At 65.1% G+C, this 25,292-nt stretch carries 28 protein-coding genes; 19 read left to right on the top strand and 9 right to left on the bottom strand.

Translation table 11 applies throughout. The annotated features are described in order from the left end of the window. Nucleotides 1-19: 19 nt before the first annotated feature. The 5 genes from D4754_RS00555 to D4754_RS00535 all read left to right on the top strand — a co-directional run bounded on the left by D4754_RS00555 (nucleotide 20) and on the right by D4754_RS00535 (nucleotide 3,856). Nucleotides 20-1,390 carry an NAD(P)/FAD-dependent oxidoreductase gene (locus D4754_RS00555; protein ID WP_121060589.1) on the top strand — a complete coding sequence of 457 codons (1,371 nt, stop codon included), beginning with the start codon at nucleotides 20-22 and terminating at the stop codon, nucleotides 1,388-1,390. Beyond that, nucleotides 1,387-2,178, top strand: coding sequence for a DUF1365 domain-containing protein (locus D4754_RS00550; RefSeq protein ID WP_121060587.1), 792 nt, complete (start codon nucleotides 1,387-1,389; stop codon nucleotides 2,176-2,178). The genes D4754_RS00555 and D4754_RS00550 overlap by 4 nt, the downstream gene beginning before the upstream one ends. After that, nucleotides 2,178-2,747, top strand: coding sequence for a DUF3833 family protein (locus D4754_RS00545; protein WP_338031125.1), 570 nt, complete (start codon nucleotides 2,178-2,180; stop codon nucleotides 2,745-2,747). The genes D4754_RS00550 and D4754_RS00545 overlap by 1 nt, the downstream gene beginning before the upstream one ends. After that, nucleotides 2,740-3,471, top strand: coding sequence for an SDR family NAD(P)-dependent oxidoreductase (locus D4754_RS00540; protein ID WP_121060583.1), 732 nt, complete (start codon nucleotides 2,740-2,742; stop codon nucleotides 3,469-3,471). Before D4754_RS00545 ends, D4754_RS00540 begins: the two co-directional genes overlap by 8 nt. A 67-nt stretch (nucleotides 3,472-3,538) precedes the next feature. Then, complete coding sequence (locus D4754_RS00535; RefSeq protein WP_121060581.1) at nucleotides 3,539-3,856, top strand: DUF3775 domain-containing protein; 318 nt, start codon at nucleotides 3,539-3,541, stop codon at nucleotides 3,854-3,856. A 254-nt stretch (nucleotides 3,857-4,110) separates the two neighbouring features. On the opposite strand, the gene D4754_RS00530 is transcribed toward D4754_RS00535, so the two are convergent. The 5 genes from D4754_RS00530 to hpaR form a co-directional block, all read right to left on the bottom strand. Continuing rightward, nucleotides 4,111-5,253 (bottom strand): saccharopine dehydrogenase family protein, encoded by a 1,143-nt coding sequence (locus D4754_RS00530; RefSeq protein ID WP_121060578.1) that lies wholly within the window; start codon nucleotides 5,251-5,253, stop codon nucleotides 4,111-4,113. Nucleotides 5,254-5,275: 22 nt separating this feature from the next. After that, entirely contained in the window at nucleotides 5,276-6,334 is a 1,059-nt protein-coding gene (locus D4754_RS00525; RefSeq protein ID WP_121060577.1) for a saccharopine dehydrogenase, read from the bottom strand. Further along, entirely contained in the window at nucleotides 6,331-6,969 is a 639-nt protein-coding gene (locus D4754_RS00520) for a glutathione S-transferase family protein (protein ID WP_163025736.1), read from the bottom strand. Before D4754_RS00520 ends, D4754_RS00525 begins: the two co-directional genes overlap by 4 nt. Nucleotides 6,970-6,976: 7 nt before the next feature. Continuing rightward, nucleotides 6,977-7,630, bottom strand: a complete 654-nt coding sequence (locus D4754_RS00515; RefSeq protein ID WP_121060575.1) for a histidine phosphatase family protein — start codon at nucleotides 7,628-7,630, stop codon at nucleotides 6,977-6,979. Between the two features lie 146 nt (nucleotides 7,631-7,776). Next, the gene (gene hpaR, locus D4754_RS00510) at nucleotides 7,777-8,238 is read right to left on the bottom strand and encodes a homoprotocatechuate degradation operon regulator HpaR (RefSeq protein WP_121061553.1); all 462 of its coding nucleotides are present in this window, start codon (nucleotides 8,236-8,238) and stop codon (nucleotides 7,777-7,779) included. A gap of 312 nt (nucleotides 8,239-8,550) precedes the next feature. Here hpaR and D4754_RS00505 point away from each other — a divergent pair, with 312 nt between their 5' ends. From D4754_RS00505 to D4754_RS00495, 3 genes are all read left to right on the top strand, one after another. Next, nucleotides 8,551-9,966 carry a pyridoxal phosphate-dependent decarboxylase family protein gene (locus tag D4754_RS00505; protein WP_121060573.1) on the top strand — a complete coding sequence of 472 codons (1,416 nt, stop codon included), beginning with the start codon at nucleotides 8,551-8,553 and terminating at the stop codon, nucleotides 9,964-9,966. 142 nt (nucleotides 9,967-10,108) lie between these two features. Then, nucleotides 10,109-10,438 carry a hypothetical protein gene (locus D4754_RS00500; protein WP_121060571.1) on the top strand — a complete coding sequence of 110 codons (330 nt, stop codon included), beginning with the start codon at nucleotides 10,109-10,111 and terminating at the stop codon, nucleotides 10,436-10,438. Nucleotides 10,439-10,679: 241 nt separating this feature from the next. Further along, nucleotides 10,680-11,729 carry an aspartate-semialdehyde dehydrogenase gene (locus D4754_RS00495; RefSeq protein ID WP_121060569.1) on the top strand — a complete coding sequence of 350 codons (1,050 nt, stop codon included), beginning with the start codon at nucleotides 10,680-10,682 and terminating at the stop codon, nucleotides 11,727-11,729. 159 nt (nucleotides 11,730-11,888) lie between these two features. Here D4754_RS00495 and D4754_RS00490 read toward each other — a convergent pair whose 3' ends face one another. Then, complete coding sequence (locus D4754_RS00490; protein WP_121061552.1) at nucleotides 11,889-12,539, bottom strand: carbonic anhydrase; 651 nt, start codon at nucleotides 12,537-12,539, stop codon at nucleotides 11,889-11,891. Nucleotides 12,540-12,749: 210 nt separating this feature from the next. On the opposite strand from D4754_RS00490, the gene D4754_RS00485 reads away from it, so the two are divergent. The 3 genes from D4754_RS00485 to D4754_RS00475 all read left to right on the top strand — a co-directional run bounded on the left by D4754_RS00485 (nucleotide 12,750) and on the right by D4754_RS00475 (nucleotide 15,412). After that, nucleotides 12,750-13,073: a hypothetical protein gene (locus tag D4754_RS00485; RefSeq protein ID WP_121060567.1), complete on the top strand. Its 324-nt coding sequence runs from the start codon at nucleotides 12,750-12,752 to the stop codon at nucleotides 13,071-13,073. A 105-nt stretch (nucleotides 13,074-13,178) separates the two neighbouring features. Then, the gene (locus tag D4754_RS00480; RefSeq protein ID WP_121060565.1) at nucleotides 13,179-14,573 is read left to right on the top strand and encodes a leucyl aminopeptidase family protein; all 1,395 of its coding nucleotides are present in this window, start codon (nucleotides 13,179-13,181) and stop codon (nucleotides 14,571-14,573) included. Beyond that, on the top strand, nucleotides 14,570-15,412 hold the full coding sequence (locus D4754_RS00475; RefSeq protein WP_121060563.1) for a C40 family peptidase: 843 nt from the start codon (nucleotides 14,570-14,572) through the stop codon (nucleotides 15,410-15,412). The genes D4754_RS00480 and D4754_RS00475 overlap by 4 nt, the downstream gene beginning before the upstream one ends. A gap of 166 nt (nucleotides 15,413-15,578) precedes the next feature. Here the strand turns inward: D4754_RS00475 and D4754_RS00470 are convergent, their stop codons facing one another. From D4754_RS00470 to paaZ, 3 genes are read right to left on the bottom strand one after another with little or no spacing between them, the layout of a single operon-like run. Continuing rightward, nucleotides 15,579-15,923: a DUF2794 domain-containing protein gene (locus D4754_RS00470; protein ID WP_121060561.1), complete on the bottom strand. Its 345-nt coding sequence runs from the start codon at nucleotides 15,921-15,923 to the stop codon at nucleotides 15,579-15,581. Nucleotides 15,924-15,947: 24 nt separating this feature from the next. Beyond that, nucleotides 15,948-16,730: a PaaX family transcriptional regulator C-terminal domain-containing protein gene (locus D4754_RS00465; protein WP_121060559.1), complete on the bottom strand. Its 783-nt coding sequence runs from the start codon at nucleotides 16,728-16,730 to the stop codon at nucleotides 15,948-15,950. 40 nt (nucleotides 16,731-16,770) lie between these two features. Continuing rightward, nucleotides 16,771-18,798, bottom strand: coding sequence for a phenylacetic acid degradation bifunctional protein PaaZ (gene paaZ / locus D4754_RS00460; protein WP_240453698.1), 2,028 nt, complete (start codon nucleotides 18,796-18,798; stop codon nucleotides 16,771-16,773). Between the two features lie 117 nt (nucleotides 18,799-18,915). On the opposite strand from paaZ, the gene paaI reads away from it, so the two are divergent. From paaI to D4754_RS00420, 8 genes are all read left to right on the top strand, one after another. Then, nucleotides 18,916-19,350 (top strand): hydroxyphenylacetyl-CoA thioesterase PaaI, encoded by a 435-nt coding sequence (gene paaI, locus D4754_RS00455; protein WP_121060557.1) that lies wholly within the window; start codon nucleotides 18,916-18,918, stop codon nucleotides 19,348-19,350. After that, nucleotides 19,347-20,543 (top strand): 3-oxoadipyl-CoA thiolase, encoded by a 1,197-nt coding sequence (gene pcaF / locus D4754_RS00450; RefSeq protein ID WP_121060555.1) that lies wholly within the window; start codon nucleotides 19,347-19,349, stop codon nucleotides 20,541-20,543. The genes paaI and pcaF overlap by 4 nt, the downstream gene beginning before the upstream one ends. Further along, a complete protein-coding gene (gene paaK, locus D4754_RS00445; RefSeq protein WP_121060553.1) occupies nucleotides 20,540-21,853 on the top strand; it encodes a phenylacetate--CoA ligase PaaK in 1,314 nt (437 codons plus the stop codon). Before pcaF ends, paaK begins: the two co-directional genes overlap by 4 nt. 11 nt (nucleotides 21,854-21,864) lie before the next feature. Next, nucleotides 21,865-22,434, top strand: a complete 570-nt coding sequence (locus D4754_RS00440) for a TetR/AcrR family transcriptional regulator (protein WP_121060551.1) — start codon at nucleotides 21,865-21,867, stop codon at nucleotides 22,432-22,434. A 157-nt stretch (nucleotides 22,435-22,591) separates the two neighbouring features. After that, nucleotides 22,592-23,407, top strand: a complete 816-nt coding sequence (locus tag D4754_RS00435) for an exodeoxyribonuclease III (RefSeq protein WP_121060549.1) — start codon at nucleotides 22,592-22,594, stop codon at nucleotides 23,405-23,407. 106 nt (nucleotides 23,408-23,513) lie between these two features. Then, on the top strand, nucleotides 23,514-24,431 hold the full coding sequence (gene trxA / locus D4754_RS00430) for a thioredoxin (protein WP_420837188.1): 918 nt from the start codon (nucleotides 23,514-23,516) through the stop codon (nucleotides 24,429-24,431). Between the two features lie 27 nt (nucleotides 24,432-24,458). Next, on the top strand, nucleotides 24,459-25,097 hold the full coding sequence (locus D4754_RS00425; RefSeq protein WP_121061550.1) for an LON peptidase substrate-binding domain-containing protein: 639 nt from the start codon (nucleotides 24,459-24,461) through the stop codon (nucleotides 25,095-25,097). Further along, nucleotides 25,094-25,276: a Trm112 family protein gene (locus tag D4754_RS00420; RefSeq protein ID WP_121060545.1), complete on the top strand. Its 183-nt coding sequence runs from the start codon at nucleotides 25,094-25,096 to the stop codon at nucleotides 25,274-25,276. Before D4754_RS00425 ends, D4754_RS00420 begins: the two co-directional genes overlap by 4 nt. The last annotated feature ends 16 nt before the right edge of the window (nucleotides 25,277-25,292 follow it).

Below are 25,292 nucleotides of genomic sequence, written 5' to 3'. Positions count from 1 at the left end.
GACGTAACAAGGTTGAGACATGCCGTTCGAATACCCCCCTGCACCTGCTTCCGATCTTTCGACCGGTGAACCTCACCGGACACCGCCGCGCCCCGGTGCGAGGATCGCCGTGATCGGAGGCGGCATTTCAGGATTGGGTGCCGCCCATTTTCTGTCCGACCGCTACAAAGTGACGTTGTTCGAATCCGAACCGCGCCTTGGCGGGCATGCCCGGACGGTCATGGCCGGCAAGCGCGGGGACCAACCTGTCGATACCGGTTTCATCGTCTTCAACCACGTGAATTATCCGCATCTCACCGCGCTTTTCGACCGGCTGGGTGTCGAGACGGCTGAAAGCACCATGGGCTTCGGTGTGTCGGCCAACGGGGGCCGAATCGAATACGCGCTGGACAGCCTGCGCGCGCTGTTCGCGCAGCCGAAGAACGCGGTCTCGCCCGACTTCCTGCGCATGATCCGCGACATCTTCCGGTTCAACGCCGGCGCCGAAGCCGCCCTGACCGGGCCCGACATGACGATCCGGAATCTGCTGCAGACGCTCGGCACCGGGCCGTGGTTCAGGGACTACTACCTGACGCCGTTCTCGGGCGCGATCTGGTCGACGCCCACGCAGAAGATCCTGGATTTCCCGGCGCAGGCCATGGTGCGTTTCTTCCGCAATCACAATCTTCTCAGCCACTCGGGCCAGCATCAGTGGCACACGGTGCGGGGCGGATCGGTCCGCTACGTGACGCGGCTGGAAGAGCAGCTGCGCCGCGACGGTGTCGACATCCGGGTGAACGCGCCTGTTCAGGCGGTCAAGCGCGGACCGGATGGGGTGATGGTGCGTGCGTGGGGCGCGGCCTGGGAACTGTACGACCAGATTGTTTTCGCGACACATTCCGATGATACCCTGGCCATGCTCGACGATCCCGACCTGTTCGAAGAGGCTTCCCTTGGCGCCATCGCCTACCAGCCGAACGAAATCACGTTGCATGCCGATCCCGCGATGATGCCGAAAAGACGTCGTGTCTGGTCGTCGTGGAACTATACCGAAGACGCGGACAGCCCGCAGGACGCCATCGACATGACCTACTGGATGAACGCACTGCAACCGATCCCGCAGGACGATCTGCACTTCGTGACGCTGAACACCCGCCGCCCGATCCGCGAGGATCTGATCTACGACCAGGTCACCCTACGCCATCCGGTTTACGATAAAGGCGCGTTCCGGGCACAGGCCCAGATCGCGGGGCGCAATGGTGCCAACCGGACATGGTTCTGCGGCGCATGGATGAAGAATGGCTTTCACGAGGACGGGCTGTCCAGCGCCGTGGACGTGGCCCGCGCCATCGGTGCAATGGACAGCGCCGAAGCGGGTGCCGCGGACGCGCCCACGATCGCCGCAGAATGAGCGGGCGCCCGGACCATATCGCAGGCACCACCTGGCATGGCCGTCGCGGAGCGGTGCGCAACGGATTCTCCTACCGGGTCGATTACCTGTGCTTCGATGCCGAGGATATGTGGCCGCGCGGGCCGTTCGGCTATGGCCGGAACCGCGGTGGCCTGATCTCGGTTCAGGATCGCGATCACGGGGGTGAGCCGGGGCACGGCCAGGGTGCCGAATGGGTGCGCCACCTGCTCGATTCCCGCAACATCGCCGAGCCCGAGCATATCTACCTGCTGACCCAGCCCCGCATCCTGGGGTCGGTTTTCAACCCTGTCAGCTTCTGGCTGTGTTTCAGCGGCGACGATCTGACATCCGTAATTGCCGAGGTGAACAATACCTTCGGCGAACGGCACTGCTATCTCTGCCACCACTCCGATCACCGCCCGATCACCGAATCCGACCGGCTGGAGGCGGAAAAGATCTTCTATGTCTCGCCCTTCCAGCCCGTGGCGGGGACCTACATCTTCCGTTTCGATATCCGCCCCGACAAGATCGCGATCCGCATCGATTACCGCACCGAACTGCACGAGGGCGACCCGGCCGAAGGTCTGGTGGCGACGCTTGCAGGCCCGCGGCGGACGCTGCGGTTCTGGACCATGATCGGCCTTGTCCTGCGCCGGCCCTTCGGCAAGGTTCATGTGCTGGGCCTGATCTTCTGGCAGGCGCTGAAGCTTCGCGTGAAAGGTGCGCTGTACCGCGAGCGGGGCCCTGTTCCCGATCAGGCCGTTTCGGTCGGGCGTGGCCACAAATGATGGCTCTGGTCTATACCCTCCTGGGGGCGGCGCTGGTCTGCGCGGTGCTCTGGCTACGGCATCGGCAGTTGAGCTTTTCCGCCCAGCGGACCGCCGATTATGCCGGGCTAACTCCAATCTTCGACCTGCGCGAACATCTTAACGGCAAGATGCTGTGCGACGGTGTGGTCTACGGACCCACCGGCCGTGTCGCCGCAAGTTTCAATGGCCGGTTCGAAATCCTGTGGGACGGAGATCGCGCCAAGATGAGCGAGCATTTCACCTATGACAGCGGGACGGAGCAGTTGCGCCAGTGGGCGCTTGTGCTGGGAGAGGACGGCAGCATCACTGCCACGGCGCCGGACGTGATCGGCGAAGGGCGGGGGAAATGCGAAGGTTCGGCCGTCCAGTTGAACTATCGGCTGCGGCTGCCGGAAAGCGGCGGCGGGCATGTCGTGGACGTGACCGACTGGATGTACCTTGCGCCCAACGGCCACATCGTGAACCGCAGCCAGTTCCGCAAGTACGGCCTGGTGGTGGGAGAGCTGATCGCCACCATGCGCCCGGTCGAGGTCCGATCCCATGCGTAACTGGACCGGCAAACGGTACTGGCTGGTGGGCGCCAGCGACGGGCTGGGTGCCGCGCTGGCGCAGATCATGGCGGAAGCGGGGGCCGAGGTGATCCTGTCCGCCCGCTCTGCCGATCGCCTGACGGAATTGGCTGACCGCCTGCCGGGCCGCGTGACGGCCGTGCCGATGGACGTGACCGATCAGGCCGCGGTCGATGCTGCGACGGACGAAGTGGGAGAGATCGACGGCATCGTCCACCTTGCCGGCGTCTACTGGCCGATGAAGGCCACCGAATGGCAACGCGAACAGGCCGTTGCGATGGCGGATGTCAACTTCACCGGCATGGTCCGCGTGCTGGGCGCCGTCGTGCCGGGCATGGTCGCGCGGGACCGGGGGCATGTTGTGATCGTGGGCTCGCTGGCCGGGTTCCGGGGTTTGCCGGGGGCCCTGGGCTACGGCGCGACCAAGGCCGCCGCCATGTCGCTGGCCGAAACCATGGCGCTGGATTTGCATGGCACGGGGGTCGAGGTGCAGCTGGCCAATCCCGGCTTCATCCGCACCCGCCTGACCGACAAGAACACGTTTCAGATGCCGTTCCTGATGGAACCGGACGAGGCGGCACAGGTGCTGTTCAAGCACATGAACTCACGCCGGTTCCAGCGCAGTTATCCCACGCTGTTCTCGTGGGTGTTCCGACTGGCTCGCTTCCTGCCGGAGGCAATTTATCGCCGCCTGTTTGCGTGACATCAAGGACGCGTATTACCCTGTCCGCCCATATGCCCCCAGACGGAGCAACACGGAGGACAGGCGGATGAAGGAATTATCGCCCCGCAAGGCGGCCGAGGTCGCGATCCTTGCGCGCGAGATCGAACGGGCGGAGCCCGAGTTCCGCGGGCTGGTCGAAGCGATGACCGAGGACGAACAAGCCGAACTCGTAGCCCTGATGTGGATCGGCCGCGGCGCGTTCGAGGCCGAGGATTACGCCGAAGCGGTTGCCACCGCGCGGGCCGAGGCGTCGGCCCCCACCGCCGACTACCTGCTCGGCTCGCCCCATCTGCCCGACCATATCGAAGCCGGGCTGGAGGCTCTGGGCTATTCGGCGACGGGCGAGGAAGACGAGCTGCTCTGACCCTGCAAATCCAATTTCGGGGGACGCCGCAGGGGCCGTACCTGAAAAGGTCAGGGTTCCCCGGCGGCAATCACCGTCCGGCCGAGATTTGGTGCGGTGCGTGCAGTGCACGCACCCTACGGCTGCGATTGTTGAACACGCCAAGGTTCCCGCAACGGCGATCACCGTCCAACGTCCGGTAGGGTGCGTGGTCTCCACGCACTATAACACGTTGAAAACAAACCCTGCGCCCGCAACCGGGGAACGGCGCGGTGTTAGGCCAGCCGGTCCACCAGTTCCAGGTGCTGGGCCTGCCGGCCGACCTCGTCCAGCCAGTCGTCGACCAGCTTCGGATCGCTCGGCGCGGCGTGGACGCCGGGCTCTATCCGGCCATTCGCGACGGACTCCACGGCCAGCGCAACGGTGATCGACACCAGCCTGGCCATCGCGGTGCCGTGCTCGTCGCCCCAGGCATCCATCACGTAGGTCTTGTGGCAGACGGGCGTGCCGTCGCGCGTGGCTTCCAGACCCACGCACAGCACCACCCGGTCGGGTTCGCCTTCGTCATAGGCGTGTGCGTCCCAGAATTCGTCCGACATCTCCTGCAGGCGCGCGTCACCGGCCGCTCCGGCCAGCGTCTCGACCTCGGCAAAGACATCCTTCCAGGCGGCGGCCCAGCCATCCAGCCTCAACGTGCCGCGAACGAAATCGCGGACGGTCCACGCCGGGTCGAACTTGTAATCCTGCATGAAGGGGATGCTGTCGCGGTTCGGGTAGACCTCGAACCGTTCGGCCACGGGCAAGGGCGCGTCATAGTGAGAGATCGCATCCCACGGCCGCCCGACCTTCCATTCGGCATAGTCCCGCAGGGACCGCGACGGAGACCGCAGGGCCTTCAGCACGCCCAGCGGCGACCACGAGAACTTGTAACGGAAATCGTTCGGGATCTTGGGGATACCGCCGCAATAGGAGATGAAGCTCAGGTGGTTCGCCGGATCGCATTCCGGTGCCGCGCGGTATTCGGCCACGAGCCGGTGCGCCATCAGGTGGTCGATGCCGGGATCCAGCCCGACCTCGTTCACCAGCGCCACGCCGGCCGCTTTCGCATCATCGTCCAGCGTCCGCATTTCCGGCGCGATATAGGACGACGACACGAAATTGGCCCCCTTCGCGATGGCGGCCTTGGCCAGCGGCACGTGCCAGTCGCCCGGCAGCATCGACACGACGATGTCGCCCGGGACCAGCGCGGCTTCCAGCGCGGGCAGGTCGAAGGTGCGAATGTCGGAGGTCAGGTCGCCAACGGCCTCTTTCGCCTTGTCGACGGTCCGGTTCCAGACGGTGACTTCGGTTCCGGCTTCGATCAGGCGGCGAAGGCCGGGGATGGCGGACAATCCGGTGCCGCACCAATGGACGGTCATCTTGGGTCTTCCTTTCTTGCGCCTAGTCTTGCGCGATATGCTGCTTGAAGGTCTGTTCTGCCCGGCCCCAGACGCCCGAATCCGCGACGGTGAGCGTCCGCAGGTAGGGCAGCAACTGCGCCGCGAAGTCTTCCGAGCTTTCCAGCGGCAGAAGCGAGGGCAGGTTGTCGATGGCCATGACGTCGAGCGCGGGGCGTTCAGCCACCCGCAGGGCGGGTTTTTCCCAATCGGTCACGCGGTCGTAGACCTTGATCGGGTTGAAATCGCTGTCGGGATCGCAGGCGACATCGCCGATCACGGTCAGCCGGCGGGGCTTCGTTGCCGCGTCGGCCTCGACGAAAACCGGGGTCGAGGGGCCGGCAAGGATCGAGTTCACGAACAGGTCGTGCCGCAGGATTTCCGGGAAGGGGCCGCCGCTGGCGGTTTCGGCCATGTCCCAGCGGGTGACGGTCACGCCCATCGCGGTCAGGAGATCACAGGCGCCGCGGCCCACACGGCCAAGCGCGCCGATGACGATGGCGGACGGACGTCGCGGGCCGATGGCGGCGAGCTCGGTCTGCAGATCGTTCAGCAGTTTCTTCTTGTCATGCGCGACCGTAACCGGGCCGCATGTCTCGCCCCGTTGCTGCGCGGCCCATGTGCGCAGGCTGACCCACGCCCCGGCGAACCCGGCCCAGTAGCCGAAGGCAGCGACGCGGCGGCCGTCTTCGTCGGTCAGGTATTCAAGATCCAGCAGCGTGCCGCCGCCTTCGCGGAATCGGTCCAGCAGTGCCTGCCCGGCCGACTGGCCCTTGAAGGCATGGCCGAAGAAGATGTGCCGGTGGATCAGAGCTTCGGGCGTGTCGGGCAATTCCTTCAGGCCGAGGATGAAGGCATCCTCCGGCGCCTCGGTCCAGCTTCCGGCGGGCGCGATGGTGCATCCGGCGTCGCGGTAGCCATCGATGGGGATGCAGCGGGTGGGACTGTCTTCCACCGTCACGGTGAATCCCCGTGCAATCAGGTCGGCGGCGCCGTCGGGCATCAGCGGCGTGCGTTGTTCGTTAGCGCGTTGTTCCGCGCGGACCCAAAGGTGAACGCTCATCGTGGCAACATCCCCCGGTCACGGGCCGCCTGAACCGACGGGCGGTCTTCCATCGCATCGGCGAAAGCGGCGAGTTTCGGATAGTCGGCGATATCAATGCCGTCGCCCTTCAGCCAGGTGGTAATGACGTAAAGGTAGGGGTCGGCCATGGTGATCATGTCGCCCATGACAAAAGGGCCTTCGACCACGTGCTCTTCAAGATAGGCGCAGGTCGCGGCCATCGTTTCGGGGACCTTGGCCTTCATGTCGGCAAAGCTGCTCTCCTGCGTGGCCCAGCGAGGCCCACGGCCCTTGTGGGCGTGGTTCACATGCGCGGTCGAGGCAAGGTAGTACATCACGCCGCGCACGCGGGCGGCATCGAACGGATCGGACGGCATCATCGGCGTACCGGCATAGCCGCCACTGGGCGCCAGCGCAGCCAGGTAATCGAGGATCGCACCGGTTTCCGTCAGCGGTCCCCGCGCAGTGACGAGCGTGGGCACGCGGCCCTTGGGGTTCAGTTCCAGATAGGGTGGTTTCGTCTGTTCGGCTGCGGCGAAGTCGACCCGCACCGGTTCGAACGGCAGGCCCAGTTCTTCCAGCGCAATGGCCACGGCGCTGGCGATGGTTCCGGGGGCGTAATGGAGTTCCAGCATCAGGGTCTCACAGGTGGGTCTGGGCGTACATCCGGTCCGGAGCTTCCAGATGCGGCACCGCGTTGAACAGGACCGGAGACAGGTCTTCCCCGATTGGGTGCAGACGATGCACGGAGGTGTTCATGATGGCAAGCGCCATGCGGGACATCGCGCCAAGGCTCAGTTCCATCGTGTGGCGCAAGGCGTTGGCGATCACCCCGCCCGAGGTGACGACAAGCGCCGGCCCATCGCCGCCGATGATGTCGGCGATCACACTCCGCACACGGCTTTCGAAATGGTCGAAACTTTCGGGCACGTTTTCAAGCCGGCCTTCCGACCACGCGGCGAAGACCTGCGGCATGTGCTGCACGAAACCTTCGCGGTCGATCGGGATGGCCAGACCGATCTGTTCCTGTGCCAGCCGGGCAAGGTCGAAATACTGCAGTTCGTCCAGCCGATCGTCCTGAACCATGTCATCTGCCACGCCCATCGCGGTTGCGGTTTCGACATGACGGCGTAGCGTGCCGCAATAGACGCGGTGGTGATACTGCCCGTTGTCGTCAAGATGCTGCCCCAGCCATTCGGCCTGCTGGAAGCCCAGCGGGCTGAGACGGTCATACTCGTCTTCGGTCCGGGCGGCAGAGTTGGCCTGTCCGTGGCGGACAAGGGTGATGTGGGACATGGGATGAAGCTCCGGCAAACGGACCGACGACGGTGGCGCGTGCCCGCTTTAGGCGTCAGGCGTCGGGGGCATGTCAAGCAATGCCCCAACGGAAAATTGCGCATGTGCAGAGAATGCGCAGCCGCGCTTCCGTCCGGCAGCCTGTCCTACTTCGCCAGCACCTGTTCGCGCGGCGTTTCTTCGATATTTTCTAGCTCTGCCAGCAAATCGAGCAGCAAAGCGTAGCGATCCGGTCCCATGCGGACGCGCAGATCTTCGGCCAGTTCCTGGGCCGCGGACTGGTTGGAGTCGATCAGGTCCCGCCCGGTCTGCGTGATCACGATGACCTGGCGGCGTTTGTCGGACGGGTGCGGGTTGCGCACGATCAGCTTCTTTTCCTCCAGCTTCTGAAGGATGCGGGTCAGGCTGGGCAGCAGCAGGCAGGCCATTTCGGATATCGCCGTTGGCTCCATCGCGCCGCCTTCGTGCAACACGCGCAACACGCGCCATTGCTGCTCGGTCACGTCGACATCTGCCAGCATGGTGCGAATCGGCCCCATTACCCGCTCTCGCGCGCGCAGAAGGGCAATGGGAAGGGACCGGGACGTGGGCAAATGAGCATTGTTCATGTATATTTTCTGCCCGGTTGCGGGGGGATATGCAAGATCATGCATACCGTAACGTAAAGTCATCCCCTTGTTAACAAGTTTTCACCGGGATATGCACGTTATGCGTGTAAATGCTGACAAAGCACAGTGAAAACAACTTCCGTCGGGCGGGGGGTCCGAAAATGGCGCGCGAAGCCAGTGGTTTCCGGGTTTCCTGCCGGGATGGCCACGGAACGCACCCTGCCGCTTCCCATGTGGTCGAAGGTTTGGCATTGAAAGCCCTGCCTGTTCATCACGGAGACCGGGTGGCATGTCGACGGAAGGGAATGCGGGATGAAGTGGACGGAATTCGCCGATTGGGGGCGCAGGGTTTCGCAATGGGCGCAGGACTATCACCTGACGATCGGGAGTCGTCCGGTGCGCGCGCAGACGGAACCGGGTGACATCCTGAACGCCCTTCCCGCCGCCCCGCCGGAGGAAGCCCAGCCGCTGGAAGACGTCTTCCGTGATTTCGAGAACATCGTCATGCCCGGCATGACGCACTGGCAGCACCCGCGGTTCTTTGCCTATTTCAATTCCAACGCGGCGCCTGCCTCTGTTCTGGCCGAGTTCCTGACCTCGGCCGTCGCGGCGCAGTGCATGCTGTGGCAGACCTCTCCCGCCGCGACCGAGATGGAAACCCGCATGATGGACTGGCTGCGCCAGTCACTGGGCCTGCCCGGCGGGTTCGCAGGCGTGATTCAGGACAGCGCGTCGTCGGCCACGCTGGCGGCGGTCCTGACGATGCGGGAAAAGGCGCTCGACTGGCAGGGCAACCGCGCGGGGCTTTTCGGGGCCAGGGCGCTGCGCATCTATGCCTCGGTCGAGGTTCACACCTCGGTCGACCGGGCGATCTGGATCGCCGGCATCGGGCAGGACAACCTTGTCCGCGTGCCCACGGATGGCCCGGTGCGCGGTATGGATCCCGCCGCGCTGGACGCGGCCATCACGGCCGACAAGGAAGCGGGTCTTCACCCTGCGGGCGTCGTGCTGGCGGTCGGCGGGACAGGCACGGGCGGCACGGATCCCATCGCCGCGTGCATCGCCGTCGCCCGCAAGCACGGGCTTTATGTCCATGTCGATGCCGCTTGGGCCGGCTCTGCCATGATCTGCCCGGAATTCCGAACATTCTGGGAGGGGATCGAAGGGGCCGATTCCATTGTCTTCAACCCGCACAAGTGGCTGGGCGTGCAGTTCGACTGCGCCGCGCATTTCCTGGCCAACCCGGACGATCTGGTCCGCACGCTGGCCATCCAGCCCGTCTACCTTGAAACCCAGGGCAAGGACGGGATCGTCAACTACTCCGAATGGTCCGTCCCGCTGGGCCGTCGCTTCCGCGCGCTGAAGATCTGGTTCGTGCTGCGCGCCTACGGTCTGGAAGGGCTGCGTGACCGCATCCGGAATCACGTGAAGTGGAGCCACAATCTCCACGACCGGCTGGCCGAAACCCCGGACTTCGAAATCGTCACGGCGCCGGTCCTGTCGCTGTTCACGTTCCGCTATGTGCCCGAAGGCACGGCAGATCCCGACGCGCTGAACCTGGCCCTTGTGAACGCGATCAACGACGACGGCCGCATCTACCTGACACAGACCCGCGTTGGCGACCGGATGGTCATACGCTTTCAGGCGGGGCAGTTCGAAACCACGGCGGATGACGTCGCGATGGCCTACGACGTAATTTGCGAAGTGGCGCGGGCTCTAATACAATAGAAGCTCGCCCGATTTGCACCGTGCTACGTTTTTCAGGACAGTTTGTTCCATAAAACCATCGTGAAAAACAAAGGGTTGAGACCTCCGCGGGTGCCCCCATCTTGAGGGACAGAAACGAAATGCACCTCAAGGAGAGTCAGACATGAAAAAGACGACCATTGGCATGATCGCCCCCGCAATCGCACTGACCGCCTTCACCGGCATGGCATTTGCAGACGACGGCGAGGTCCGTTCTGACGCTGCACTGAACAATTCGCCTGCCCATTCGGACGCGGTGGATATCGATCAGGGCCGCGTGGATGAAGCCGACGACTCGATCCGCTCGGACGCGGCTGCGAACAATTCGCCCGCCAACACCGATCCGGCTGACACCGCAGATCGCGGTGAAGAGCCCGAAACGGAAGTTCCTGTCCGTTCCGATGCCGCGCAGAACAACGCGCCGGCCAACACCGACAAGGAACTCGATGGCTGACGTGGATTTCGTCAGAAATCTATGACAGGTGCGCACCTCTTCGCGCATCGAAAGCCGCTGGCCAGCACCTTGGCCGGCGGCTTTTTTGTGCTGTGCGCACCCTGAAACCGCGACGACCCGCCACGGAAACGGCTTTTGACCGACGTGGGCCCCGCGGCTGGCCTTTTACCCGGGGGCCAAGTCCTGTAAGCAAACTCCGCCGCTCCCATCCGGGACCGGCAGATGTCTTGGAGAAAGAAACATGGGATACCGTATCGTCGTCGCGGGAGCCACGGGCAACGTGGGCCGCGAAATGCTGAACATCCTCGCCGAGCGCGAGTTTCCGGTTGATGAGATTGTCGCGCTGGCGTCGCGAAAATCGCTCGGCACCGAAGTCAGCTTTGGCGATAAGACACTCAAGACCAAGGATCTCGACACATTCGATTTCACCGGCTGGGACATGGCGCTGTTCGCCATCGGCTCGGACGCGACGAAAAAGTATGCGCCGCGGGCTGCAGGCGCGGGCTGCGTGGTGATCGACAACTCGTCGCTCTACCGCTATGACGCCGACGTGCCGCTGATCGTGCCGGAAGTGAACCCGCAGGCCGTGCACGGCTATGCCAAGAAGAACATCATCGCGAACCCCAACTGTTCGACCGCGCAGATGGTGGTGGCGCTGAAGCCGCTCCATGACCGCGCGAAGATCAAGCGGGTGGTGGTGTCGACCTACCAGTCCGTGTCGGGCGCCGGCAAGGACGGCATCGACGAGCTTTGGGATCAGACCAAGGCCGTCTACAACCCGACGTCGGATTACGAACGCAAGAAGTTCACCAAGCAGATCGCGTTCAACGTGATCCCGCATATCGATGTCTTCCTGGACGATGGTTCGACCAAGGAAGAATGGAAGATGGTGGCCGAAACCAAGAAGATCATCGACCCGTCGATCAAGGTCACGGCGACCTGCGTGCGCGTGCCGGTCTTCGTCGGCCATTCCGAAGCGGTGAATATCGAGACCGAGGATTTCCTGGACGAAGACGAAGCGCGCGACATCCTGCGTCAGTCCCCGGGCTGCATGGTGATCGACAAGCGCGAAGACGGCGGTTACGTCACCCCGCTGGAATGCGTGGGCGATTTCGCGACCTTCATCAGCCGTATCCGGCAGGATTCGACGATCGACAACGGCCTGAACATGTGGGTCGTGTCGGACAACCTGCGCAAGGGCGCGGCCCTGAACGCCGTTCAGATCGCCGAGCTTCTGGGCCGCGAGGTCCTGAAAAAGGACACGCCCGCGGCGACCCCCGTCGCCGAATGATCCCGGGTGCGCGGTCCGCCGCGCACCTCGTACCAGACAACCTGTAACGGTGCGTGGAAACCACGCACCCTACGCCATTTCTTTGGTCTTCAAATAGCTCGGGGGAGTCTGCCCACAGGGCAGACGGGGGCAGAGCCCCCATAACCCGGCCCGCGGCGATCAGATCGGCGCGTAGACCCCGCGATCCGGGTCGAAGGCTTCCAGTTCTCCGGCACCGATGTCATGCCACAGCCCGTGCAGGGTCAGCGACTTGTCCTTCACGGCCTTCTCGATGAAGGGGAAGGTCATCAGGTTTTCCAGTGACGCCAGCACCGCCTGCTTTTCCAGCGCGCGGGCCTGTTCGGCCGGCTCGTCGATCTTCGACACACCTTCATACTTGGGCACAAGGATATCCATCCAGCGGCCGACGAAGCTGTCCTTGGCTTCCAGCTGCGGGGCATGGCCCTTGCACATGTCGATGCAGCCCTGCACCCCGCCGCAGCCGGAATGGCCCAGCACGACGACATGGGCCACTTTCAGCACCGTCACCGCGTATTCCACCGCGGCCGACGTCCCGTGATGGTCGCCGTCGGGTTCGTACGGCGGCACGAGGTTGGCAATGTTGCGGTGGATGAAGAACTCGCCCTGATCCGCCCCGAAGATCGAGGTCACGTGTACACGGCTGTCGCAGCACGAGATGATCATGGCGCGGGGATGCTGGCCGTCGGTGGCCAGATGGCGGTACCACGCTTCGTTCTGCACATACGAAGTGGCCTTCCATCCGCGATAACGCTGGACAAGATAGGCGGGCAGGGGGCGGGCGAAAAGCATCGGGGCGTCACGTCCTTTGTTGTCATCCGGCAGCGGCATACACTGCTGTTCCGGACAATTCGATCTATTTCTGACTTTGCGGTCAATCTTTTGGAAACGCCCTTCGCTCAAAACTCCGTCCCACGTGGGGAACTAAAAAGTGGGGAATGTGCGGTGACTGATACTATCACCCTGAATCTGTCTGAATCTGTCCGTCTTGATCCGGACTGCATGACGCGGCTGTACAACCAGCTGGGCGAACGCGGGGCCGAGGACGTGATCGGTCGGGCGGTCGAGGAACTCGCGGTGCGCCTGGCGCATTGCACCCGGCTGCATTGCGCGGGCGATTTCGAGGGCCTGCGCAAAAGTGCGCGGTCTGTCGCGGCCATTGCCGACCAGGTCGGCATGTCCAAGCTGGCCACCGTGGCGCGAAACGCGGCCGACCTGATCGAAGTGGGCGACGACATCGCGCTCGACGCCGTGCTGGCGCGGCTGATGCGGATCGGTGAATTCTCGTTGACCGCGGTCTGGGATCTCCAGCACATGACGGTCTGAAACGGTTGGGCGTGGACCGGCAGTACGCTACGGGGGCTTTCCGCCGGCAGGGCACGGGTCTAGGGTGCGGTCCATCGATTTCCCGCACCCTGACACGAGGCCACCATGACCGCCATCGACCCCTATACGTTCGACCGAACCGATGCACCGGCGCTGCCGCTGCATGTGATCGATCTTGACGGGTTCGACGACTGGCTGACGGGGCAAACGCCGGCTATACAGGCTTGGGTCAAGGCCTCCGGTTTCTCGGGCGGGCGCGGCCAATCGCTGCTGGTCCCGGGGCCTGACGGCACACCGATCATGGCTCTGGTGGGCTACGCCAATGCCGGGCAACGTGCCCGACGCCGATATGCTCTGGCCATGGGCGCCGAAAGCCTGCCGGAAGGTATCTACGAAATCGCCTCGGGCCTTGAAGGCGACGCGCTTGCCGTCGAATGTTTCGGCTGGCTGATGACGGGCTACCGGTTCGACCGCTACCGCGAGCAATCTCCGTGGGGCGCGCGCCTGCGGGCGCCCGAGGGCATCGACACGGCCCGGATCGAGGCGATGGCCGCGGCAGAAGTCCTGATCCGCGATCTGATCAACACGCCCGCGCAGGACATGGGCCCGGCGGAACTTGAAGCCTCCGCGCGCGAGGTGGCCGGCGATCACGACGCCAAGATCGACGTCATCGAAGGCGACGCGCTGCTGGACGCCAATTTCCCGATGATCCACGCCGTTGGCCGCGCCTCGACCCGCGCGCCGCGGCTGATTGACATGCGTTGGGGCGATACAGGGCCCAAGCTGACGCTGGTGGGCAAGGGCGTGTGTTTCGATACCGGCGGGCTCGACATCAAGTCGGCGACCGGCATGCTGTTGATGCGCAAGGACATGGGCGGTGCGGCCAACGTGCTGGGCCTGGCCAAGATGATCATGACGCTGGGCCTGAAGGTGCAGTTGCGCGTCCTGATCCCGGCGGTGGAAAACGCGATCTCGGGCAACGCGATGCGGCCGGGCGACATCCTGACCTCCCGCAAGGGTCTGACGGTCGAGGTGAACAATACCGACGCCGAAGGCCGACTGGTGCTGGCCGATGCGCTGGCGCTGGGGGCGGAAGAAAACCCGGACCTGATGATCTCGATGGCCACCCTGACAGGCGCGGCACGTGTTGCGGTGGGTCCCGACCTTGCGCCCTTCTTCACCGACAGCGATGATTTCGCCGCGGCCCTGTCGGCCGCAGCACCGCTTCACGCCGACCCTGTCTGGCGCCTGCCGTTCCACGAACCCTACGAGCTGAAGATCGAACCGGCCCATGCCGATCTCGACAATGCGCCGTCGGGCGGGTTTGCCGGGGCGATCACCGCCGCGCTCTTCCTGCGCCGCTTTGCGGGCGACGGCGATTACGCGCATTTCGACGTCTACAGCTGGTCGCCCGCCAATGCGCCGGCCCGGCCCAAGGGTGGGCTGGGGCAGGGACCGCGCGCGATACTCGCCGCCCTGCCCGGCATCCTGAAGCTGTGACCGACCCGCGCCGCTGGCCCGCCAATGGCCGCGTCGCCGCGGCGCATCTGGCCGACGCGCCCGAAGGCCTGCCCCGGGTCAAGGGCGAACCGCGTACGGTTGTCCACCCGCTGACCGATCTTTGCCGCACGCCGGAAGGCGCGCGCGACCGGCAGGTGCTCTACGGCGCGCCGGTCACGGTCTACGAGGATCACGCGGGCTGGAGCTTCGTGGAAACCGGTGACGATGCCTACGTGGGCTATATCGAAACCGCGGCGCTTGGCGTACCTCGCTCCCCGACCCACCGCGTGTCGGCCCCCGGCACGCGGCTCTATCATGAGCCCGGCGCAAGATCCGACGCTGGCCCGGCCCTCTCGCTCAACGCCCGTGTGGTCGTCGAAGCCGAAGAAGCCGGCTTTGCCCGAACCCAGGACGGCTACATCCCCCTCGCCCATCTCCGCCCGGATCATGCCCCGGAAGCCGATCCCGTTGCCGTCGCCGCCCGGCTTCTGGGCGCGCCCTATGTCTGGGGTGGCAACAGCCGCGAGGGGATCGATTGCTCGGGCCTTGTCCAGATCGCCTGCCAAGCCTGCAACATCCCCTGCCCGGGCGACAGCGACATGCAGGCGGCGGAGATGGGCACACTCCTGCCCCCCGGCGCGCCGCGCCGCCGCGGGGACCTGATCTTCTGGAAGGGCCATGTCGCCTGGGTCTCGGCGCCGGACGCGCTCTTGCATGCCAACGGGCACCACATGGCAGTGGCCTACGAACATGCCGACGCCGCCATCGCCCGGATCGCTGCCAGCGACGGCCCCGTCACGGCGCACCGTCGGCTCGATCTGCCGTTCGGAACGCTCTGACGCGGAACCCAGGTCTGCGCGGCCTCATGGCGCTTCCCTGTCGGATGCCTCCGGCGGGAGTATTTCGAAAGAGAAGAAGCCCGGGCGCCTGATTTCTTTGGTCCCGAAATACCTCGGGGGGGCGCGCCGCAGGCGCGGCGGGGGCAGAGCCCCCTCGACGTGGCCGCTACTCGACCGCGCGGATCATCTTCCGTTCCAGAACCCGCAAGACCGTCTTCAGGTCCTGCCCGCGCTTCAGGATCTGCCCGTCCATGCCGATCACCGCGTACTGCCCCTGCTTGCCGCGCAGCTTGGGGCGCTTTTCGATCCGGTAGAGGGGGTTTTCCGCGGTGCGGCGGAAGATCGAGAAGACGGCGACGTCCCGCAGGCACGAAATGCCGTAATCGCGCCATTCGCCCGCGGCGACCATGCGGCCGTAAAGGGACAGGATGATGGAAAGTTCGGTCCGGTGGAAGGCTATCTGTTCGGGAGCCTGAAAAGGACGCATCGGGGTAGGGTGCTGAACTGTCATGCGTTCAGACTTGCGCCAAAACCGTTACAAATCAAGTCCGCCGAAACGGCCCATGGCCGCGCGGTGCGCCGTCTCGGATCCCCAATCGAGGCCCAGCCAGCGTTCCGCCTTCGGGCTGAGCCGCCGGTAGGCCGCCGCGACATCCGCCCGCGGGTCGGTCAGGGGCGCGTCGTCCGGCATCAGTTCGGGCGCGATGTCGGGCCAGCGCAGCACGATCCGGCGCCAGCGGTGGATCAGCAGCATCCGTGCTGCGGCTGCATCCAGCGGGTCTTTCGGCACGACCTGCAAATTTGCGAGGTCCCGGGCCAGGGCGCCGAGCGCCGCGCGCCGGTCATCGGGGAGAAGCGCCGCGCGGTAGGCCGGGCTCATGCCTGACAGGGTTCCGTCGATACGCAGGTCGCTTCCGTCGTCCTTTGCCTCGGACGGGAGCAGGCGGATTTCGGGGCTGCCGTTCGGGCCCAACCGCACGGTGACGGCCCAGCGTTTCACCGGCTCGCGTTGCGGTGCGGCGTAGATGCGGGAGGTGGCGGGCGCGAATTCGGCCACGCCTTCGGGTGTCAGCCTATATCGGCTGATCCGCCCGTCGCGTTCGCTTTCGACCCAGCCGTCCCGGGCCAGCCGGGACAGGGCTGTCCGCAGCGTCCCGGGTTCCACGCCGACGCGGCCCAGGATCTCGCCCAGTTGCCCTGTCGTGATCACCCCGCCCCGATATTGCACAAGGTCGCCGAAGACCGTGATCACCAGCGACCAGACGCGCAGGCGGCCTTCGGAATGCAGCGCTTTGACAAGGGGTTCGAGCGGATCCATCGCGCCGCTTTAGCGCGTTTCGGCGGAAACGTGAATCCCTTCAGCGCGAATAGGCCACCATGGTCAGAAGCTCGTAATTCGCCACCTGCGCGTTGTCTTCGTCGAAGAGCGTCACGTCCCACGCGACCTCGCCATAGGTCGGCGTGCGGCGGGTCTTTCGCTTGACGGTCAGGCGCACCTTCATCTGCGTGCCGGGGCTGACGGGTTTCTGGAAGCTGAGCCCGTTGAGCCCGGTATTGGCCAGGACCGGCCCCGGATCGGGTTGTACGAAGAGCCCCGCGGCGAAGGACAAAAGCAGGTAGCCATGGGCCACGCGGCCGGGGAAGAACGGGTTCGCCTGTGCGGCCTCTTCATCCATGTGTGCATAGAAGGTGTCGCCGCTGAACTGGGCGAAGTGTTCGATGTCGTCCAGCGTCACCGGGCGAGATTCGGTGTGGAGCGTTTCGCCGATCTGCAATTCGTCGAACGTGCGCTGGAAGGGGTGGTCGGGGCCTTTGACCTCGGCCGAACCGGTCTGCCATTGGCCCGTGATCGCGGTGATCACGTCCGGGCTGCCCTGGATCGCGGTGCGCTGCATGTAATGCAGGACGCCGCGGATGCCGCCCAGTTCCTCGCCCCCGCCGGCGCGGCCCGGGCCGCCGTGGACCATCTGTGCCAGGGGCGCGCCGTGGCTTGTCGCCTCCTTCGCCGACGACGCGCCGGTGATGTAGATCCGCCCGTGCCAGGCGGCGCTCTCCAGTGTCACGTCGCGGGCGACGGCGGGATCGTCCGTGACCAGCGAGGCGACCAGCGAGCCGCCGCCGCGATTGGCGAGCGACGCGGCGTGCGGGACATCGCGGTAGGGCATCAGGGTCGAGACCGGGCCGAAGGCCTCGATCGTGTGGACACATTGCGCGGCGTCGGGATCGTCGCATTGCAGGAGCGTGGGCGCGAGGAAGGCGCCCTCCGGCCCTGCGCCGATCAGGTCGGGCGCCTCAGGGTCGCCGGTCAGGCGTGTCGTCTCGGACGCGAGGCGGGACAGCTTGTCGAGCACGTCCGCCTTCTGGCTGCCCGAGGCCAGCGCGCCCATGCGCACGTCGGGCGACGCGGGGTCGCCCACCGTCACCTTGGCCAACCGGGCCAGCAGCGCCTCGGCCACGTCGCCCATGCGCTGCTGTGGCACGATAATGCGGCGGATGGCGGTGCATTTCTGGCCGGCTTTCACCGTGATCTCGGTCGCCGCTTCCTTGATGAACTGGTCGAAGGCGGGGGAACCCGCGGCCACGTCGGGGCCAAGGATCGTCGCGTTCAGGCTGTCCTGTTCGGAATGGAAGCGGACGGAATTGTGGATCAGGTGGCGGTTCACCCGCAGCCCTTCGGCGGTAGAGGCCGAGCCGGTGAAGCCCACCACGTCCTGCGGGCCAAGGCGGTCGAGCATGTCGCCGACGCCGCCCACCACAAGCTGTACCGCGCCTTCGGGCAGGATGCCGCTTTCGATGATCATGCGAAAGCACGCTTCAGTCAGGTAGCAGGTCTGCGTGGCCGGTTTCACGATGCACGGAACCCCGGCGATGATCGCGGGGGCCAGTTTCTCAAGCATCCCCCAGACCGGGAAGTTGAACGCGTTGATGTGGACAGCGACCCCACGCAGCGGCACGGCGATGTGCTGGCCGATGAAGCTGCCTTCGCGCGACAGACGCTCGGTGCCGCCATCGACATAGACCTGCCCGTCGGGCAGCTCGCGACGCCCTTTCGAGGCGAAGACAAACATCGTGCCGATGCCGCCTTCGATGTCGACGGCGCCATCGCGGCGGGTCGCGCCGGTGAGCGGGTTCAGCGCGTAAAGTTCTTCCTTACGGCCATCCACGTACTGCGCGAGATCCTTGATCAGCCGCGCGCGGTCATGAAAGCCCATCGCGCGCAGGGCGGGGCCGCCCACGTTGCGCGCCCAGTCCAGCATCGCCTGCGCATCGGGCGGCGGGCCGCCGGCCTCGGCGATCTTTTCCCCGGTCACGGGACCGATAACGCCGCGCGCGCCTGTGCCCGGTGCAATCCATTTGCCCGCGGCAAAGCTTTCAGGTCTCAGCATGGTAATCCTCCCCGATTTGCCGCCGACACTACAGCCACGAACCCAAAACGCAATACTCTTGACCGTACGGTCGGGTTTGTGCAACTGAGTCGGTCAGGAGAGAGGGAGGATGCACGCATGACGCCACAGGAGCGGGCCGAACGCAGTGCGGCTGCGATGTGGGCAAACGACCGCGCATCGAAGTGGCTGGGGATGACGATGGACGCTGTCGGCCCCGGAACCTGTACCATGTCCTTCGACGTGCAGGATCATCATCTGAACGGTCATTCGATCTGTCATGGCGGGTACATCTTCACCTTGGCCGACAGCGCCTTTGCCTTTGCCTGCAACAGCCACAACCGGTTTGCCGTGGCGCAACAGAACCAGATCACCTTCCTGTCGCCCGGCCGTGGTGGCGAAAGGCTGGTGGCGGTTGCGCACGAGGTCTCGCTTTCGGGGCGGTCGGGCGTGTATGACGTGGAGGTCACCGGGGCTGACAGTCGTCAGGTGGCACTGTTCCGTGGCCTGAGCCGCATCATCAAGGGCGAGCATTTCGAGGAGGACCTCTCATGACAACCGCATATCTTTGCGACGGTATCCGCACCCCCATCGGCCGTTTCGCCGGCGCGCTTTCCAAGGTGCGCCCCGACGACATGCTGGCGCATGTGATCAAGGTCCTGATGGCCGACCATCCGAACATGACGGTCGACGAGGTCCTGATGGGCTGCGCCAACCAGGCCGGGGAAGACAACCGCAACGTGGCCCGCATGGCCGTGCTGCTGGCCGGTTTGCCGGACACGGTGCCGGGCGGAACGATCAACCGGTTGTGTGGCTCGGGTCTTGATGCCGTGGGCACCGCCGCGCGGATGATCAAGAACGGCGAGGCCGATATCGTGATCGCCGGTGGCGTGGAAAGCATGAGCCGTGCGCCCATGGTCATGCCCAAGGCCGACACGGCCTTTTCGCGCAACGCGGAAATCTACGACACCACCATCGGCTGGCGCTTCATCAACAAGGCGCTGCACAAGGCCTACGGCACCCATTCCATGCCGGAAACGGCGGAAAACGTGGCGACGGACTTCCAGATCAGCCGCGAAGATCAGGACGCTTTCGCCATGCGCTCGCAGGAGCGTGCCGCGGCGGCACAGGCCAGCGGGCGCTTGGCGCGCGAGATCACGCCCGTCAGCATCCCGCAGCGCAAGGGCGATCCGATTGTCGTGGAAAAGGACGAACACCCCCGCCAGACCACGCTTGAAAAACTGGGCGCGCTGCCCACGCCTTTTGCCGAGAATGGCTCGGTCACCGCGGGCAATGCGTCGGGGGTGAACGATGGCGCGGCGGCGATCATCATCGCGTCGGAAGCGGCGGTCGAGAAATACGGGCTGACACCCAAGGCCAAGATCACCAGCATGGCCACCGTCGGCGTGCCGCCGCGGATCATGGGGATCGGGCCTGCACCGGCCACGCAGAAGTTGCTGGACCGTCATGGCTTGTCGATCGGCGATATCGGCACGGTGGAACTGAACGAGGCGTTCGCAAGCCAGGGCCTTGCCGTGATGCGCCAGCTTGGCCTGCCGGATGACGCCGATCACGTGAACCCCCACGGCGGGGCGATTGCCCTGGGCCACCCCTTGGGCATGTCCGGCGCGCGTCTGGCGCTGACCGCTGCCATCACGATGTCGGACAACGACATGGACCGCGCCATCGCCACCATGTGCATCGGCGTGGGGCAGGGCATCGCGTTGTTGATGGAGAAAGCTGCATGAAAGACCTGACACCCCCGAAGGAAAGCCTCGACCCGATCGAGATCGCGTCGCGGGACGAGATTTCGGCGCTTCAGCTGGACCGGCTGAAGTGGTCGGTGGCCCATGCCTACGAGAACGTTCCGTTCTACAGGCAAAGCTTCGAGGCTGCGGGGGTGCATCCGGACGACATCACAAGCCTGGCCGATCTGGCCAGGTTCCCCTTCACGGTGAAGCAGGACCTGCGCGCGAACTATCCGTTCGGGATGTTCGCCGTGCCGCGAGAGCAGGTGAAGCGGATCCATGCGTCCTCCGGCACGACGGGGCAGCCCACGGTGGTGGGCTACACCGAGAACGATCTGCAGGTCTGGGGCTCGGTCGTCGCGCGGTCGCTTCGCGCTGCGGGGATGCGGCCCGGGGATATCCTGCACAATGCCTATGGTTATGGCCTGTTCACGGGCGGGCTGGGGATCCACCTGGGAGCGGATTACCTCGGCCTGACGACCGTTCCGGTTTCGGGCGGCATGACCCAGCGCCAAGTGCGATTGATCGAGGATTTCGGGGCGAAGGGCATCACCGTCACGCCCTCCTACGCCCTATCGATCCTGGATGAATACGCGGCACAGGGGCTGGACCCGCGCGAATCTCCCCTGGAGGTCGGGATCTTCGGGGCCGAGCCGTGGACCAACGCAATGCGGCTGGAGATCGAGCAGGCCTTCGACATGCACGCCGTCGACATCTACGGCCTGTCCGAAGTGATGGGGCCCGGCGTCGCCAACGAATGCGTCGAAACCAAGGACGGCCTGCACGTGTGGGAGGATCACTTCTACCCCGAAGTGATCGATCCCGTAACGGGTGAGGTCCTGCCCGATGGCGAGGTGGGCGAACTGGTCTTCACCTCTCTCACGAAAGAGGCCTTCCCGATCATCCGCTACCGCACCCGCGATCTGACGCGGCTTCTGCCCGGCACGGCACGGTCGATGCGGCGGATGGAAAAGATCACCGGCCGGTCCGACGACATGATCATCCTGCGCGGCGTGAACGTCTTCCCGACCCAGATCGAGGAGCAGCTGATGTGCGTCGCCGGGCTGGCGCCGCATTTCCAGATCGAACTCAGCCGTCCCGACAGGATGGACGTGCTGACGGTGCTGACCGAGGCCGCCCCGACCCATGCCGAAGCCGCGGCGCGCGATGCGGCGGCGAAGGATCTGGCGCATCGGGTGAAGGCCTCGGTGGGCATCTCGATCACCGTTCAGGTGTCCGATCCCGGCGGCGTCGCGCGCAGCCAGGGCAAGGCGGTGCGCATCGTCGACAACCGTCCCAAGGACGGCTGAGGGGCGGGCCGTTGGCACGCGGACTGGCACGCGATCACGACGAAAAGCGCGAAAAGTTGCGCGACGGCGCCGCGCGCTATTTCGCGGCGCACGGGTACGACCGTGCCTCGCTGACGGGTGCGGCCCGGTCGGCCGGCGTGTCGAAGGCGCTGATCTACCATTACTACGACGGGAAGGAGGCGTTGCTTTACGACATCCTCCACACCCATCTGGCCGAACTGGCAGAGGCGGCCGAGGCTGCGCAGGCAGACGGCTTGCCGGGGCTCATCGGGGCGCTTCTGGACGTCTACGAAGATGCGGACGCGGCGCACAAGTTGCAGCTGGAAGCGCTGGAGGCGTTGCCGGAAGACCTTCAGGCGCCGCTGCTGGACCTGCAACGGCGGCTGGTGCGGGGCATGTCGGATGCGGTGCGCGCCGAACGCCCCGATCTGGATCAGGACACCGTGCGCGCAGCGACGATGTCGATCTTCGGAATCCTGAACTGGGTCTACATGTGGCACAGGCCGGGACGCGGGCTGAGCCGGACGGAATATGCCGAAATGGCGGTCAGGTTCGTGCGCGGCGGGCTGGCGGCGCTGTGACCGGCCGCGGCCGCAAGGCGGATTACGGGAAATCGCCGCGCCCGGGCCGTGACGTCTGGAAAATAGCATGAACCGGTTTCCTGCCGGCGACGGGCTCTGGTAGGGTCCGCCGGACGCTTCGTCTGCAAGCGGTTCCTTCGACAAAACGGTGCCCCTCATGTCCTTCACGATCGCAACCTGGAACATCAACTCTGTCCGCCTGCGCGAGTCCCTGGTCTGCAAGCTGCTGGCAGACGAGGCGCCCGATGTCCTGTGCCTGCAGGAATGCAAGAGCCCGGTCGACAAGATCCCGACCGAGGCCTTCGCGGCGCTGGGCTACCCCCACATGATCGCCCGCGGCGACAAGGGCTATAACGGGGTGGCGATCCTGTCGAAGCTGCCGATCCGCGACGTGGGCCATCAGGATTTCGCGGCGCTGGGGCATTCGCGCCACATTGCCGGGCAGCTGGAAAACGGCGTGACGATCCACAACTTCTACGTACCCGCCGGTGGCGATGAACCAGACCGCGAGAAGAACGTGAAGTTCGGCCAGAAACTCGACTACCTCACCGGCATGCGCGACTGGTTCCATGGTGACCGCCCCGAAAAGGCGATCCTTGTTGGCGATCTGAACATCGCGCCGCGGGAAGACGACGTGTGGTCCCACAAGCAGCTTCTGAAGGTCGTCAGCCACACGCCGATCGAGGTCGAGCACATGGCCGAAACGCAGGATGCGGGCAAATGGGTCGATATCACGCGGCAGGATATCCCCGAAGGGCTGCTCTACAGCTGGTGGTCCTACCGGTCGAAGGACTGGTCGGCGGCGGACAAGGGGCGCCGGCTGGATCACATCTGGGCCACGCCCGACATTTCGAACGCGGGCCATGGCAGCCGGGTCCTGCGCGATGCGCGCGGATGGGAGCTGCCGATCGACGAGAAGAAATCGGTGAAGCCGTCCGATCACGCCCCGGTCTTCGCGACATTCGACATCTGACCGGAAATCCGATGGCACGCCGGGACCGCCCCTTGGTTTTGGCGGCTTTAGGCTTCATATACGGCTCAAACCCCTGAACGGGACCTCAAGCGGAGTGCGAGAGATGATGGACATTCTGGGCGGCGCGCAGGCAGCACCGGCTGACGATCTGATCAAGGACACGTCGGAAGCGACATTCATGGCCGACGTGGTTGAAGAAAGCCAGAACGTGCCGGTGATCGTGGATTTCTGGGCACCATGGTGCGGGCCGTGCAAGACGCTCGGCCCGATGCTGGAGGACGCCGTGAAGGCGGCCAAGGGCGCCGTGAAGATGGTCAAGCTGAACGTGGACGAGGCGCAGGGGATCGCGGGCCAGCTGCGCATCCAGTCGATCCCCACCGTTTATGCCTTTTACCAGGGCCAGCCCATCGACGGATTCCAGGGCGCCGTGCCGGCGTCCGAACTGAAGGACTTCGTCGACCGCGTGGTCAAGGCCGGCGGGGGCGAAACGGCAGATGACGGGCTGGACGAGGCCGTTGCCGCGGCCGAGGAAATGCTGACCGAAGGGGCCGCCACCGATGCGGCGCAGACCTTCGCGGCGATCCTTGGTGAAGAGCCGGCCCATGCCGGGGCCTATGGCGGACTCGTGCGGTCGCATATCGCGATGAACGATCTGGACCAGGCCGAGGCGATCCTGAACGGCGCGCCGGCGGAAATTTCGCACAGCCCGGAACTGGAAGCGGCCCACGCGCAGCTGGAACTGGCGCGGCAGGCGGCCGGTGTCGGCCCCGTGGCGGAACTCCAGGCGAAGGTCGACGCCGATCCGTCCGACATGCAGGCGCGCTTCGATCTGGCACAGGCGCTGCACGCGACGGGCAAGGTCGAAGAAGCGGTCGATCAGCTTCTGGAGCTGTTCCGGCGCGACCGGGAGTGGAATGAGGGCGCGGCCAAGACGCAGCTTTTCACCATTTTCGACGCGCTGAAGCCCAACGATCCGGTGGTTCTGAACGGCCGGCGCAAGCTTTCGTCGATGATATTTGCCTGATGGGATGGGCGGGCTAGACTGATGGTCATGCTTCAGGCTGCCGATCTCCCCGATATCGTTCCGGTGTTCCCCTTGCCGGGGGCACTGCTGCTGCCGCGTTCGCGGTTGCCGCTGCACATCTTCGAGCCGCGCTATCTTCAGATGATGGAAGATGTGCTGAAGACGCCGCATCGTCTGATCGCGATGGTGCAGCCCAACCCGGTACCGGGCCATGACGACAGCCTGCACTCCATCGGCTGCGCCGGCCGGGTGACGCAGTTTTCCGAAACGGAAGACGGGCGCTACCTGATCACGCTGACGGGGATCTCGCGCTTCCGGATCGCGAAGGAGATTTCCGGCTTCACCCCCTATCGCCGCACGCAGGTGACTTGGGAGGGGTTCGAACGGGATCTTCGCCGCACCGAAGCGGATACAAGTTTCGACCGCCCGTCTTTCATGGCACTGCTGCACCGGTTCTTTTCGGCCCGGCAGCTTGATACCGACTGGGAGACGCTGAAGGAGGCGGAAGACGAGTTGCTGATCAACTCTCTGTCGATGCTTCTGGATTTCGAACCCGAGGACAAACAGGCGCTGCTGGAAGCACCATCGCTGACCACACGTCGCGAGACGCTGGTGACGCTGATCGAGTACACGCTGCGGTCGGACGGCGAGGAACGGCTGCAATGAGCGAGAGCGCGACCGCCGAACGGCACATGCTGGAGGCGCTGATCTGCCCGCAGACACATGCGGTGCTGGAATACGATGCCGAGCGGCAGGAACTGATATCGCGCCCTGCGTCGCTGGCCTTTCCGATCCGCGATGGCATTCCCGTCATGCTGATCGATGAAGCGCGGGTGCTGGACTAGGCAGGCGTTGGCGCGG

The organism is Chachezhania antarctica (assembly GCF_003646465.1).
In the GTDB taxonomy this organism is placed as follows: Bacteria; Pseudomonadota; Alphaproteobacteria; order Rhodobacterales; family Rhodobacteraceae; genus Chachezhania; species Chachezhania antarctica.
The sequence above is the reverse complement of the archived record's forward strand: the minus strand, read 5'-3'. Positions and strand labels throughout refer to the sequence as shown.

Excerpts from the sequence above, each read along its gene's own strand:
- D4754_RS00555 (WP_121060589.1), top strand. The coding sequence starts at position 20 with ATGCCGTTCGAATACCCCCCTGCACCTGCTTCCGATCTTTCGACCGGT.
- D4754_RS00550 (WP_121060587.1), top strand. The coding sequence starts at position 1,387 with ATGAGCGGGCGCCCGGACCATATCGCAGGCACCACCTGGCATGGCCGT.
- D4754_RS00545 (WP_338031125.1), top strand. The coding sequence starts at position 2,178 with ATGGCTCTGGTCTATACCCTCCTGGGGGCGGCGCTGGTCTGCGCGGTG.
- D4754_RS00540 (WP_121060583.1), top strand. The coding sequence starts at position 2,740 with ATGCGTAACTGGACCGGCAAACGGTACTGGCTGGTGGGCGCCAGCGAC.
- D4754_RS00535 (WP_121060581.1), top strand. The coding sequence starts at position 3,539 with ATGAAGGAATTATCGCCCCGCAAGGCGGCCGAGGTCGCGATCCTTGCG.
- D4754_RS00530 (WP_121060578.1), bottom strand. The coding sequence starts at position 5,253 with ATGACCGTCCATTGGTGCGGCACCGGATTGTCCGCCATCCCCGGCCTT.
- D4754_RS00525 (WP_121060577.1), bottom strand. The coding sequence starts at position 6,334 with ATGAGCGTTCACCTTTGGGTCCGCGCGGAACAACGCGCTAACGAACAA.
- D4754_RS00520 (WP_163025736.1), bottom strand. The coding sequence starts at position 6,969 with ATGCTGGAACTCCATTACGCCCCCGGAACCATCGCCAGCGCCGTGGCC.
- D4754_RS00515 (WP_121060575.1), bottom strand. The coding sequence starts at position 7,630 with ATGTCCCACATCACCCTTGTCCGCCACGGACAGGCCAACTCTGCCGCC.
- hpaR (WP_121061553.1), bottom strand. The coding sequence starts at position 8,238 with ATGAACAATGCTCATTTGCCCACGTCCCGGTCCCTTCCCATTGCCCTT.
- D4754_RS00505 (WP_121060573.1), top strand. The coding sequence starts at position 8,551 with ATGAAGTGGACGGAATTCGCCGATTGGGGGCGCAGGGTTTCGCAATGG.
- D4754_RS00500 (WP_121060571.1), top strand. The coding sequence starts at position 10,109 with ATGAAAAAGACGACCATTGGCATGATCGCCCCCGCAATCGCACTGACC.
- D4754_RS00495 (WP_121060569.1), top strand. The coding sequence starts at position 10,680 with ATGGGATACCGTATCGTCGTCGCGGGAGCCACGGGCAACGTGGGCCGC.
- D4754_RS00490 (WP_121061552.1), bottom strand. The coding sequence starts at position 12,539 with ATGCTTTTCGCCCGCCCCCTGCCCGCCTATCTTGTCCAGCGTTATCGC.
- D4754_RS00485 (WP_121060567.1), top strand. The coding sequence starts at position 12,750 with ATGACGCGGCTGTACAACCAGCTGGGCGAACGCGGGGCCGAGGACGTG.
- D4754_RS00480 (WP_121060565.1), top strand. The coding sequence starts at position 13,179 with ATGACCGCCATCGACCCCTATACGTTCGACCGAACCGATGCACCGGCG.
- D4754_RS00470 (WP_121060561.1), bottom strand. The coding sequence starts at position 15,923 with ATGACAGTTCAGCACCCTACCCCGATGCGTCCTTTTCAGGCTCCCGAA.
- D4754_RS00465 (WP_121060559.1), bottom strand. The coding sequence starts at position 16,730 with ATGGATCCGCTCGAACCCCTTGTCAAAGCGCTGCATTCCGAAGGCCGC.
- paaZ (WP_240453698.1), bottom strand. The coding sequence starts at position 18,798 with ATGCTGAGACCTGAAAGCTTTGCCGCGGGCAAATGGATTGCACCGGGC.
- paaI (WP_121060557.1), top strand. The coding sequence starts at position 18,916 with ATGACGCCACAGGAGCGGGCCGAACGCAGTGCGGCTGCGATGTGGGCA.
- pcaF (WP_121060555.1), top strand. The coding sequence starts at position 19,347 with ATGACAACCGCATATCTTTGCGACGGTATCCGCACCCCCATCGGCCGT.
- paaK (WP_121060553.1), top strand. The coding sequence starts at position 20,540 with ATGAAAGACCTGACACCCCCGAAGGAAAGCCTCGACCCGATCGAGATC.
- D4754_RS00435 (WP_121060549.1), top strand. The coding sequence starts at position 22,592 with ATGTCCTTCACGATCGCAACCTGGAACATCAACTCTGTCCGCCTGCGC.
- trxA (WP_420837188.1), top strand. The coding sequence starts at position 23,514 with ATGGACATTCTGGGCGGCGCGCAGGCAGCACCGGCTGACGATCTGATC.
- D4754_RS00425 (WP_121061550.1), top strand. The coding sequence starts at position 24,459 with ATGCTTCAGGCTGCCGATCTCCCCGATATCGTTCCGGTGTTCCCCTTG.
- D4754_RS00420 (WP_121060545.1), top strand. The coding sequence starts at position 25,094 with ATGAGCGAGAGCGCGACCGCCGAACGGCACATGCTGGAGGCGCTGATC.